This window comes from Christiangramia forsetii KT0803, assembly GCF_000060345.1.
Classification (GTDB): domain Bacteria; phylum Bacteroidota; class Bacteroidia; order Flavobacteriales; family Flavobacteriaceae; genus Christiangramia; species Christiangramia forsetii.
On sequence record NC_008571.1, the window covers coordinates 531,759 to 544,377 of the forward strand.

Consider the following 12,619-nt stretch of genomic DNA (forward strand, 5'->3'; position numbering starts at 1 on the left):
GAAGCTGCTTTAATCTTTTTGGCTGATGAGTTACATTAGAAAATATAGCGTAAACCAACTTGTGCCTGCCATCTTGATTGAAGGCTAAAATCATTGGTAAAAGTTCTATTTTGGTCTCCAAAGGTGTAAACAGGAGAATTATTCTCATCGATGCTTACCCCAATTGGCTGGTCATTCACAGGAATTTCAATTACTCCCCAATCAGAATTTAATAGGTTGCCAAAATTAAGGATATCAAGACTTAACTGGATAGTATTTGTCTTTTCCCCAACCTTGAAGTTATAATCCTGAAGTATTTTTACGTCCCAGCGACCTTTCCAGGGGCTAAGAATATCATATTTCCCAGCATATTCGCCGCGTTTATCACTAAGGTAATCGTCTTGCTGAATAAACTGCTCAAATGCCTGTCTCTGCGCATCTTGTTCAGTTGAACTTCCTGTAAATCTATATTGTTCAAGTTCAGATTGAGTAGGAATATAAATAAGATCATTCAAAACAGATCCGTCATTATTGATGTCTCCTGAATAAGTATAAGAGAACCTGCCTCCCTGAGCATATTCATAAAAAGCACCAATAGAAGTACTCCAACGATTGTCTTTTCCATAGTTGAATACTTTATTCAACTGCCCAACAATTCTATGTTTGTCGCCGTATCTTGAAGGAGTACTTACCGCTCTGTTAACATTCCCTAACGCAGGATTTCTATCGTATGCATCACTTGAAATTTCAGCGTCGATAGAACTTGCATCTTCTGATTCCAGGTAATTATAGGCTATACTAGCATAAAAATCTTTTTCAAAACTCTTAGCTAGTTTAACAGACCAGTTGAAAGAGTATCCAACATCTGTATTAGTAAATACATATGCGTTTGTAACTCCTCCAAATTCATTTAAGGCTCTGTCACTATCAAGATAAACAGGACGGCTGTCAACTCCATTTAAGGTTCCAGATGGTGTTGAAAGTCCGTAATTTCTTACCATCTGGCCATTGATGTCTTTTGTGTAAATAATATCTGTCGTTGCTACAAGACCATTTTCAAATCTATAATCGGCTCCCAAACTGTTTCTCCAAACCTGTGGAAATTTAAAATCTGGTGCAGTAGTTTGATAGAAGAAGAAGGCGGGATTAGCAACCTGGTTTCCTATCCATACAAATGGAAGTCTACCTGTAAATATTCCGGTTCCTCCTCGTAATTGCAGCTGGTTGTTACCCATTACATCCCAATTAAACCCTAATCTTGGTGACCATAATAAGTCGTTAGAAGGAAGTTCAAGACTATTTAGCATTACTTCATCTCCATCTTCATCAAAATAGGTAATGCCTGGCTGGTAATCGCCATCAGGGAAAGTCCCACCAGCAAGACGGTCTATATTTTCCTGGATTTTATCTTTAGTATCAAAATATAGAGGTTTATCTACACGAAGACCATAAGTAAAGGTAAAATCATCTGTAATTTTCCATTTATCCTGAGCATAAAAAGCAAGTTGACCAACATTGGTTTCAGCTAGAGCCCAACTGTCATTTGCATTATTGGAGTCGAAAATGTTTTGTGCGTTATTAAGAGCAGCTTCAACAGTCCCATTGTTGATTCCTTCTTCAAAAGAACCTCCAGGATTGTTAGGATCTATTCTAACGCTGGTAAAAGCATCAAAGAAAGTGCTAACAGGACCAGTTCCTTGATCTGGATTTCCAGCAAAATCATAAGCTCCAAGGTTGAAAGAGTTATCAAAATCAAATCTCTCAAAACTACCACCAAATGTGAAGGTATGATTACCTGATACAATGTTTAAGTTGTTGGTGATCTGGTAAACGTTTTGTTCTAATCTGTTATTGATAGAGAAAGGTTCATGACCTGCAACGATATATCTAACTCCGTTTTTCTGAATGTTGATAGGTGGAGCAGGAGCGGAGAAAGGATCACGACTGTCATCAAAGAAAGTATAACCAGCCTGAAATTTATTCGAAATATTATTTCCAAAATTAGAGTTTAATTCTACTAACCAGGAGTTAATTTTATTATTGATGGTATATCCAGAATTTCTAAACTGAAGCGTTGTAAAGTCTGGGCCTCTTCTCCCAATCGCTTCCGGGTTTGCAGGAAGATCTCTTGAAGCATCAAGAAAATTATAAATGAAAGCTAACCGATGTTTTTGGTTAATATTCCAGTCTAATTTTACAATTCCTTTTGTAGAACCTGTTTCATGCGTATAGCCTTCATATGCTCCGGTTTCATAACCTAAAGAAGATAATTGATTAGATACATAATCAAGATCTTCAGCAGTAACTCTGGAAACATTAGACCCGGTTAGGCCTGGTCTATTTGCTAAAAAGTTAGAACCAAGGTCTTCTCGGTCATCCATTTCAAAATTTGCAAATACAAATAGTTTATTTTTAATAATTGGAGCACCAATACTAACTCCATATTGCGCTTGCTTAAGGTCTGGAACGACAATATCATCACCTCCTACTTTATCTCCAGTCATATCTTCATTTCGGAAAAAACCATAAACTGTTCCCTTAATTTCATTTGTACCGCTTTTAGTTACAGCGTTCACAGAAGCGCCAGTAAAACCAGCTTGAGTGACGTCGTATGGAGCTGTAGAAACCTGAATTTGGTCTATGGCATCTAATGAAACAGGTTGCGCATTTGTTTGCCCTCCGGGTGTTGCAGCATCAAGCCCAAATGGGTTGTTGAAAATTGATCCATCAAGGCTAAAGTTATTGAATTGATCATTTCTACCTCCAAAAGATCCATTACTGGAAGCTGTTGGTTCTAATCTATAAAAATCTGAAGCCGACCTTGATATGGTAGGTAAAGTCTTTAATTCTCTTCTGCCTACATTAGTTTCAGCACCAGTACGATCACTATTGATTATCTGGTTTTTAGAGGCATTAATCACCACAGCATCAAGTTGTGTAGCATCAGAAACCATTTCAATTTCTACGTTGTAGGTTTGTCCAAGATTTAATTCTACTCCCTCCAATATAGAAGTTTTGAAGCCAACGTAGCTTACAGAAATTTTATACGGTCCGCCAACTCTTAGGTTTAAAAGGTTAAAGCCTCCATCAAAATTGGTGACAGCTCCATAAGTTGTTCCAGTAGGTGTGTGAACAGCTGTAACATTTGCTCCCGGAAGTGGCGTATCCCCTTCGTAAAAAACATCTCCACTAATCTCAGCGGTTGTGACCTGAGCTTCGGCTGTTACAATGTTTAAAATTGCTACTGTAAATAGTAGTAATAGTCGTTTCATGTTTGATTGTGTTGTGTTAAATAAACTTTAAATTTTCGCAAAAATAGTATTTCCTTTTTATCTGCCATATTATTTCAATGTGAATTTAACAATTAGATTTAATTTTAAAAGTCTAATAAACAGGTGTTTGTGTTTTTGGTGATTAATCAGCTAAATTTATATGAAATTGAAATTTCACTATTAATTAAGGTTCTTTTTTCAAAAAGTAAAATTAATCCCTAATTTTTTTCTTGTCTTTTAACAGTAAACAGTGGACTTCAGAATAGTTATTTTCTCATAGATTTTTTAATTTTCATACTTTAATGATTTTCAGAAACAATGGGTATAGCACAAAAACTTAGGTTTAATTATCGCGAATCAATTTTTACGAGATTCCATTCAGTTTAATATCTTTAAAAATAAAAAATGAGCTTTTGTAAATTGTTTGGATTTCTACGGGATCTCAATAAGAATAACCATAAGGAATGGATGGATGAACATAGAAAAGAATATTATGAAGTAAGAGATTTCTATATAGAATGGCTAAATCAATTAGATATAAAATTAGCTAAGGTAGATCCTGATTACTCGCCAACAACAGGAAAACAGGCGATTAATAGAATTAATAATAATCTTCTTTTTCATCCAAATAAGCCGGTATATAAAGATCATTTTGGAGCTGGTTTGGATAAGGAAAAAGGGAAAGGTGATTTTTACATTCATATAGGGATAAATGAAAGTTTTGTGGCTGGAGGATTATACAAGCCTAAAAAGGAAATGCTTGATAGTATTAGAGCTGCAATAGATTATAACGGTGAAAAATTTAAGAAGATCCTAAATAAAAAATCATTTAAAAATACTTTTGGAGAGCTGATGGAGGATGAAAAATTAAAAACTTCGCCAAAAGCTTATTCTAAGGATCACGAGCATATAGACCTTTTGAGAAATAAGAGTTTTGCGGTAATGCATTCCCTTACCCATAAAGAAATTGTAAATGATGATTTTCAAGAGCAGCTTATTGAAATTTATAAGGAAATGCTACCTTTCCGAAATTACCTGAATAATGCAGTAACTGTTTAAAAGTAATAGATGGAATTAAAATCTTATGTGAGGGAAATAGCAGATTTTCCAAAAAAAGGAGTAAGTTATAAAGATATTACTCCTCTTCTGCTAGATCCTGAAGCGATGCGACTGGCCGTAAAACTTTTTATGAAAAACTTACCTCATGGTAAAATTGATAAAGTAGTTGGAATAGAATCTCGTGGTTTTTTCTTCGCTACAATGCTGGCAGAAAAGTTAAATGCTGGATTCATACCCGTTCGTAAGCCCGGAAAACTACCTCACAGGACTCATAAGGAAAATTATGATCTGGAATATGGAAGTGATTCCTTAGAGATACATGAAGATGCTATTAAAAAGGGAGAAAAGGTTTTACTGCATGATGATGTACTTGCCACTGGAGGAACTGCCGCTGCAACCTGTAAATTAATTGAAAAGTGTGGTGGAGAGATCGTTCAGTGTAACTTCCTGGTTGAACTCGAATTTTTAAAGGGTGTAGATAAGCTGAAGGGGTATGATGTATGTTCTTTAATTAAATACTCTTAATCCAAAGCATTTTTTGTAACCCATAATTTCCATCCAATAAGAGCCATTTGAACTTTACTGGCCTTTTGAAGGTCCAATCCTTTTTTGGAATAACTAGGCAAAACCGCCTTATTAAATTTGGAAAGTGCTTTAAAAAATTTTTTCTTCATTTGCAGGATTTCCTCTAAATGTAATAAAAATTAGATTCAGATGAAATCCCACCTATGATAATTGCTATTAAAACTGGCCTTTTGAAGCTTTGTTGCTAATCACGATTCCGCCATCTTTAGATAGACCAATAAGTATTGTTCTTAATCCATCAGAATCATTAAGTGTGGACGATACGTTTTGACCTTCTTTCTCTCCTGAAATAGAAATACTGGTAATTTCTCCGCCCTCATTTCTTTCTATCCCCGAAAACTTCACTTTTATACCAAGATTTTTTTCGATTTTCATCTCAATATCTTTAAGGTTAACATCAGAAGTATTACTGGAAATAGCATAAAATCGTGGATCTTTTGATATTTTTTCTTCATTACCAACATAACTTTTCGTGAAAATTTGAATAGCTCCATTTTCAGCCTTTTTACCATACTTATCGGTAGCATTTTCACCTTTTAGAACAATCATTGAGCTTATGTCGGAAGGGCTGATGGTATTTAAATCAAAACTCTCATCAACTGCAATACCATTTATTATATAAATGGGCTCTCCTCCATTCTGTGAGATGATCTTAACCCTTGATTTGTCAGAATTAATTATCGGCATATCTCCAGATGATTCAAATTCTATAGATTTCGAATTCTCGGTTCTATAAAGTCCCCCGTTTTTATTAGAAAGTGAACCAGTTCCTCTCTTTCCGACAACATATACATTATCAGAATTAGACTCAGTCCTGGATTCCCAGACTCTTAGATTACTATTATGGGTAATTGCACCTTGGCCTCGGACCGTACTCTTACCAGAATTTAAGCTCATGAAATTTGGTTTTCCATTATCTCCCACCATGATATACTTACCAGTAAATTCATCACGACTTTTGATATTTTTCATTTCTTTGTTGAAATTCCTAATCACCTTTGCGTCGGGTATGATAATAATACCATTTTTAGCGTCCTTACCGTAACGGTTTACAGCTTTATCACCAATAAGAATTTCAAATTTGGAGTTTATGGCAATATATTTATTCTTGAGTTTTGATGCCTCAATACTTTTTCCATTCAGTAAATAGAGAGGATTATTACCAAGATCAGAAAGATGGATTTTGTGAGTTTGAGTTGTTCGTACTGTAGATCGGCTAATTTCAGGAGATTCTTTTATTTCAACTTCAATTTCTTCAGGAGTTTCCGGAGCTTCTTCTGTTTCAGTCTTTTTTTCAATTTCGGTTTCTGCCATCTCTCGAGCTTCAGGTTCTTTAGTCGCTTCATTACTTTCCTGAGCTCTTTCTTGTGATACAACCTGTGCTTCCGTCTTAACATTGAAAAGTAACATAAAAGCGAGAATAAGAGGAATTACCAGGCTTAATTTCCAGGTCGGACTTTGGTTTGATGATTTTTTGTTTAACATAAGAATTCGTTTTTTGATGAATGATTGATAAAAATGATTAGTAAGTGCCGGTTTGAGATTGGCTATTGAGACTTTTACCAGCGCATGCTGATATTCTTTTATTTGTGTTGCATTGTTTACTGTCTCCCGGTCGGCAATAAACTCCAGGTTTTGTTCAACCGATTTCTTGTATAACCAGGCAAACGGATTAAACCATAGAATACAACTCACGAAGTTTACAAAAAGAATGTCTGCAGAGTGTAGTTGCTTTGCATGTACTTTTTCGTGCTCAAGAATAAGTTCTAAATCTTTACCGGAATGTTTATCAGGATTAAAAACTATGTAATTGAAGAACGAAAAGGGTAATTGATTTTCAGCTATTTCCAGATATTTCAAACCTGACTTTTTATAAAATTTATTTGATTTGAGGATTCTTAAAACAGCGCTTAGCTGAAGAGTAAGACGAAGGATGAAGAAACCTGTAATAATTAAATAGATCACGCCTGCAATATGCCACCAATCTATTGGTGTTTCTATTGGGATTTGAGACAGCTCTGATGGATTTGCAACAAAACTATAAGATTGTAGATCCTGCTGGATATATACTTTTCTGGTAAAATATATAGCAGGTAGGATTGCTGCAGTGAATAATCCAGAAAGCAAATACCTTCTATTTAACTGGAATGTAGTTTCCTTTTTGAGCAGAAATAAATAACTCAGATAGAAAATTCCAACCAGGGCAGATGCTTTTAAAATATAAATTAAGAAGCTTTCCATTATTTCTTTTCATTTTCAATAATGTCTAGAATTTCCCTTAATTCGTCGGCACTTATTTTTTCCTCCTTTGCGAAATAAGAAACCACATTTTTAAAAGAATTGTCGAAAAACCGTTTTGTAGCCATATTCATAAACTGCTTTCGGTACTTTTCTTTACTTACTACAGGGAAGTACTGATGGGTTTTGCCAAAGGCTTTGTACGAAACATATCCCTTTTCTTCAAGATTTCTTATGATGGTAGAAACCGTATTGTAATGTAATTTTTGATCTTTTAGTTTAGGGATAACTTCCTTGACAAATGCTTTTTCCAGATCCCATAGAACTCGCATGATTTCTTCCTCTTTATTGGTTAATTTTTCCATAGAGATTAGATATTATAATTTTTGTTTTCAAATATAACGAAAAAAATAGTTTTAAAACTACATAAATAGTTTAAATATTGATTTGATAATTCAAAGGAACCATTTTTGAGATTCTTGAAAAGCCCATGAAGCCACTAAAAGTCATAGCGGTTGTAGGAGAGAAGTTTCCGTAATCATCGATTATAAAATTTTTATCAAAAACAATTTTACTCCAATGCTGGCGATCATATCTAATTCTAACAAATTTGCCTAGTGGTTCCACCTGTGTATAATCAGATAAGCTATCTAACTTGAAAATATCTTCTCTTAAAATATTTTTATGATCCCTATATAATTCAAAATCCTGATCTTCTAAAACCCCATTTTTTAGAGAGCGCATAAAATGTAAGCTGGATCCCAAATATGCTCGTTTCCGCTTTCGTAGTATTCTATTGGGAATTTTCTTGCTTAATTCTTAAAGTAGCTTGTACCCGCATAGTAGACTGAAACCGGCCATTCTCTTTCGTTTTCATCAGTTTTAAATTGTACATTGAAATCAACAAGGTTATAATTTATTATATATCCCAAATCACTATTTTCAATAATCAACTCTTTATCGGCAGATGCAAACAGAATATTCTTTGAAGGACTATATCGTAGGTTTAAATCATCCTGGTTACGTATTTTGCAATTATCGGCACTGCGATCACTTCCTAAAAACTGTTGTCTAAAGATCCTTAACTTTTTTTCTCTGGACCAGGGATCAGCTTCTAGGTAGACGGTCTCTAAACTTTCCTTCTTTTCTTTAATATAAACCTTAAAACTTTTTCCTGAATATTGAGAGATGTTAGCAATTTTAATTGGTTCGAAACCAATGGAGCTTATGATCATATTGGCTTGAAAACTTTTCTTTAAGTTTAAGCTGAATCTTCCATCATCGCGGGTAGAAGTTCCTATACTGGTACCGTCTAAATAAACCGAAGCCCCAAAAACAGCTGTTGAATCTTTGGCGTTATAAACATTTCCGGAAATTTTTAACTGGGCAAATGTTGGAATAGAGAAAAGTATAAAAAAAATAAATAGAGATCGGGATAGTAGTGCTTTGGCCATGCCTTAAATTATGTAACTACAATTATAGTTAATTCAAATTTCCTTTCCTATTCGTTAGATTTAAGTTTAATGTTATCTTCGCTAAAAATTAATTTTTATGAGCATTGTTTACTTACTCATAGGTTTTGTGTTGTTGGTAATAGGAGGGGAGTTTTTGGTACGATCATCGGTAGCACTTTCTCTTAAATTGAATATTTCCAGAATGGTAATAGGACTAACGGTAGTTTCTTTTGCCACTTCTGCTCCTGAATTGCTGGTAAGTTTGCAAGCTGCGGTAGATGGTTTTTCTGATATCTCCCTCGGAAATGTAATAGGATCTAACATTGCTAATATTGGTTTGGTTTTAGGGTTGACCGCATTGGTTTCTCCGTTGATGGTAGACCGGGATTTTTACAGGATTAACTGGCCGGTAATGATGATTTTTTCTATTGTCCTCTACTTTTTTCTGTTGAGTAATAATGAATTATCAAGGATCGAAGGTGGCGCCTTACTGCTTGGTCTGGCAGCTTATCTCTTTATATTAATTAAACGTTCGCGACGAAAAGATAAGGTGGTTGTTGAAGAAGTAGATGAGTCGTTGCGCCAGGTTCGTGGCTTTAAAATGACAATATGGCTTCTAATTGGAATTTTTGCACTTTGGGGTGGTTCTGAACTTTTGGTGAAAGGAGCTGTAGACCTGGCAACTCAGTTAGGGATTAGCGAACGTGTTGTATCTGTAACGATCATCGCCGTGGGCACCAGTGTTCCTGAACTTGCAGCTTCATTAATTGCCGCTATGAAAAAGGAGAAAGCAATTTCATTAGGAAACTTAATAGGATCTAATATTTTCAATATAGCCTCTGTACTTGGACTAACAGCATTAGTAAAACCCATAGTAGTACAATCATCAGCAATTCTTACAAATGATATGTTCTGGATGTTGGGGATCGCTTTTATTCTTTTGCCAATGCTTTTAATCCCGAAGATGTCTGAGATGGGTAGAAAAGAGGGCTTCGCTTTAATTGTGGGGTATTCAGTTTTTATCGTGCTTACCATTACCTAAAATAAGACTGGGAAATATAAACTCATAATTTTTTCCTTCAGTATTAATATGCCTGGTTCACTTTTCTGATAGTTATTTTTCGGATGATTTTCAATATCAGTTTACAAACGTAGCGTTTGAAATGGTCTATGATCTTTCCAATACTTTCATTATGTCTTTTTAATTCAAATTATTCTGAAAGTACTATAAAATCATAAATGGCGTCATTCTGTCCCGATAACTATCGGGATTGTTTCAGAATCTCATAAAACTAAGAATCATTAAGATTGCTTGAGAACCTGAAATAAATTCAGGTTGACGAAACAACGATAGGACAAAACCGGATATCCAATTCTAAAATTATCTTCAGTTTTTCGCAGAATGTATTTTATCATTAGTAATTCAACTTTTAAGAATATTTAGAGTTGAAAAACGGTTCTTTTCAGTTTTGTAATCATATAGTATTGTAATTCAGTTTTTTGAGATGCTATTTATCATTTCTACTGATTTTTGTTGGATAAAAATTCAATATAGAAGTATTACGCCGCAAATTATTCCTGAATCATTTTGGTTTTATTTAACTTATATTTAAAAACTCATAAAAATTAGGGGGTGTTTTTAATAATATCACATTTATTTGTTATAAGACCCCTGATTTAGATAGGTTAATAAAAATTTTTTTAAATTTGTCACTTGAATTTTTAAAAATTAAATACTACAGTATATATGTCAACTTTACGATTTCAAGCTTTAAAAGAAGCTCTAAACAGAAAACCAGTTAAGATTACAGAACCTGCAAGAAGGTCTGAGATCTTTTCAAGCAATGTCTTTAATGAAACGGTAATGAGACAGTTTCTTACCAAAGAGGCTTATGAGAATGTGACAGAAGCTATGCGTACGGGGAGGAAAATTGACCGTAACGTAGCCGATCATATTTCTACCGGAATGAAAGAATGGGCTATTTCTAAAGGAGTTACTCATTATACTCACTGGTTCCAGCCATTAACAGGAACTACTGCAGAAAAACATGATTCTTTCTTTGAGCCCTTGGGCGATGGTCTTGCGATTGAAAAATTTGGCGGTGGCCAGTTAGTACAACAGGAACCGGATGCTTCCAGTTTTCCTAGTGGAGGAATAAGAAATACTTTTGAAGCTCGTGGTTATACTGCATGGGATCCAACTTCTCCTGCTTTTATATGGGGAACAACCCTGTGTATTCCAACGATATTTGTTTCATATACTGGAGAAGCACTGGATAATAAGACTCCATTATTAAGAGCACTTCAGTCTATTGATAGTGCAGCTACGAATGTTGTAAAATATTTTGATAAAAATGTAAAGAAAGTAAATGCTACTCTTGGATGGGAGCAGGAATACTTTCTTATTGATTCTGCTCTTGTAGCTTCAAGACCAGATATAACTCTTACAGGAAGAACGCTACTTGGGCATTCTCCTGCAAAAGGACAACAATTAGACGATCATTACTTCGGATCAATTCCTTCAAGAGCTATCGCCTTTATGATGGATCTTGAGATAGAATGTATGAAATTGGGTATACCTGTAAAAACACGTCACAACGAAGTAGCGCCAAATCAGTTTGAGCTGGCACCTATATTCGAAGAGGCAAACCTGGCGGTAGATCACAATTCCTTGATAATGGATGTGATGAAGAAAGTTGGGGAAAGACATCATTTGAGTGTGTTAATGCATGAAAAGCCATTTGCCGGAATCAATGGTAGTGGTAAGCATAATAACTGGTCTTTAGCAACAGATACGGGTACAAATTTGCTTTCTCCAGGTTCAACTCCAATGAAAAACCTGCAGTTTCTTACTTTTTTTATAAACACGATTAAAGCGGTTTATGATAATGAAGAATTATTGAGGGCATGTATCGCTAGTGCATCTAACGACCATCGTTTAGGGGCAAATGAAGCTCCACCAGCTATTATTTCAGTTTTCATTGGTTCTCAATTAACGAAAGTACTGGATGAACTTGAAAAAGTTACTGATGGCAAACTTTCTCCACAAGAGAAAACAGACCTTAAGTTAAATGTAGTTGGTAAGATTCCGGAAATTCTTCGTGATAATACAGATAGAAACCGTACTTCTTCTTTTGCCTTTACCGGAAATAAATTTGAATTTCGTGCAGTAGGTTCTCTTGCCAATTGTGCAAATGCGATGACAGTACTTAATAGTATCGTTGCTAAACAACTTAAAGATTTTAAAGTTGAAGTAGATAAGCTTATTAAGGATAAGAAAATGAAAAAGGATGATGCTATCTTCAATGTTCTTAGAGAATACATCAAGAAATCCAAGAAAATTAGATTTGAGGGTGATGGTTATGGAGAAGCCTGGGAGAAAGAAGCAGAGAAGCGTGGTTTGAGTAATAACCGTACAACTCCACAGGCACTAAAAGCCCAGGTTAGCAAAAAAGCTTTTAAATTATATGAAGAGCTTGGAGTAATGAACAAGGTGGAAGTTGAAGCTCGTCACGAGATTGAACTTGAGGAGTACACCATGAGGATCCAGATTGAAGGTCGAATTATTGGAGATATTGCGAGGAATCATGTGATCCCAACAGCGGTACGCTATCAAAATCTTTTAATTGAAAACGTACGCGGACTTAAGGAGATCTACGCCGAAGATTTTACCAGACATGCCAAGGAGCAACTGGAGATTATAGAAAGTATTTCTGCTCATATCGCCGGAATCAATTCTAATGTAAACGCAATGATCGAAGCTCGTAAAGTTGCTAATAAGATTGAAGATGATGCAGAGAAAAAAGCATTTTCTTATTGTGATAATGTGAAACCTTATTTTGAAGAAATAAGATACCATTGTGATAAACTGGAATTATTAGTTGATGATGAACTTTGGCCATTGGCTAAATACAGAGAGTTGCTTTTTACGAAGTAATTCTTGTTAAACTGAATTTCGAAAAAAAGCCACGCTAAAAACGTGGCTTTTTATATTTAAAAATACCTGATTTTTTATCAGAAGTGTTTAAACTA

General features: G+C 34.9%; 10 protein-coding genes. 4 read left to right on the forward strand and 6 right to left on the reverse strand.

The genetic code is table 11. The annotated features are described in order from the left end of the window. Nucleotides 1-35 precede the first annotated feature (35 nt). Nucleotides 36-3,251 carry a TonB-dependent receptor gene (locus GFO_RS02185; protein WP_011708383.1) on the reverse strand — a complete coding sequence of 1,072 codons (3,216 nt, stop codon included), beginning with the start codon at nt 3,249-3,251 and terminating at the stop codon, nt 36-38. A 405-nt stretch (nt 3,252-3,656) separates the two neighbouring features. Here GFO_RS02185 and GFO_RS02190 point away from each other — a divergent pair, with 405 nt between their 5' ends. Together GFO_RS02190 and GFO_RS02195 are read left to right on the forward strand one after the other, a co-directional pair. After that, nucleotides 3,657-4,310: a DUF2461 domain-containing protein gene (locus tag GFO_RS02190; RefSeq protein WP_011708384.1), complete on the forward strand. Its 654-nt coding sequence runs from the start codon at nt 3,657-3,659 to the stop codon at nt 4,308-4,310. A gap of 9 nt (nt 4,311-4,319) precedes the next feature. Then, nucleotides 4,320-4,835, forward strand: a complete 516-nt coding sequence (locus tag GFO_RS02195; RefSeq protein ID WP_011708385.1) for an adenine phosphoribosyltransferase — start codon at nt 4,320-4,322, stop codon at nt 4,833-4,835. Here GFO_RS02195 and GFO_RS02200 read toward each other — a convergent pair. The 5 genes from GFO_RS02200 to GFO_RS02220 all read right to left on the reverse strand — a co-directional run bounded on the left by GFO_RS02200 (nt 4,832) and on the right by GFO_RS02220 (nt 8,587). Beyond that, nucleotides 4,832-4,984 (reverse strand): hypothetical protein, encoded by a 153-nt coding sequence (locus GFO_RS02200; RefSeq protein ID WP_011708386.1) that lies wholly within the window; start codon nt 4,982-4,984, stop codon nt 4,832-4,834. The genes GFO_RS02195 and GFO_RS02200 overlap by 4 nt on opposite strands. A gap of 67 nt (nt 4,985-5,051) precedes the next feature. After that, nucleotides 5,052-7,136, reverse strand: coding sequence for a M56 family metallopeptidase (locus GFO_RS02205; RefSeq protein ID WP_011708387.1), 2,085 nt, complete (start codon nt 7,134-7,136; stop codon nt 5,052-5,054). Next, nucleotides 7,136-7,498, reverse strand: a complete 363-nt coding sequence (locus GFO_RS02210) for a BlaI/MecI/CopY family transcriptional regulator (protein WP_011708388.1) — start codon at nt 7,496-7,498, stop codon at nt 7,136-7,138. The genes GFO_RS02205 and GFO_RS02210 overlap by 1 nt, the downstream gene beginning before the upstream one ends. 70 nt (nt 7,499-7,568) lie before the next feature. Next, nucleotides 7,569-7,877: a hypothetical protein gene (locus tag GFO_RS02215; RefSeq protein ID WP_011708389.1), complete on the reverse strand. Its 309-nt coding sequence runs from the start codon at nt 7,875-7,877 to the stop codon at nt 7,569-7,571. Between the two features lie 68 nt (nt 7,878-7,945). Beyond that, nucleotides 7,946-8,587 carry a carboxypeptidase-like regulatory domain-containing protein gene (locus tag GFO_RS02220; RefSeq protein WP_011708390.1) on the reverse strand — a complete coding sequence of 214 codons (642 nt, stop codon included), beginning with the start codon at nt 8,585-8,587 and terminating at the stop codon, nt 7,946-7,948. Between the two features lie 97 nt (nt 8,588-8,684). Between GFO_RS02220 and GFO_RS02225 the strand changes: the two genes are divergently transcribed. After that, the gene (locus GFO_RS02225) at nt 8,685-9,629 is read left to right on the forward strand and encodes a calcium/sodium antiporter (RefSeq protein WP_011708391.1); all 945 of its coding nucleotides are present in this window, start codon (nt 8,685-8,687) and stop codon (nt 9,627-9,629) included. 705 nt (nt 9,630-10,334) lie between these two features. Beyond that, nucleotides 10,335-12,524, forward strand: a complete 2,190-nt coding sequence (locus GFO_RS02230; protein ID WP_011708392.1) for a glutamine synthetase III family protein — start codon at nt 10,335-10,337, stop codon at nt 12,522-12,524. Nucleotides 12,525-12,619 lie beyond the last annotated feature (95 nt).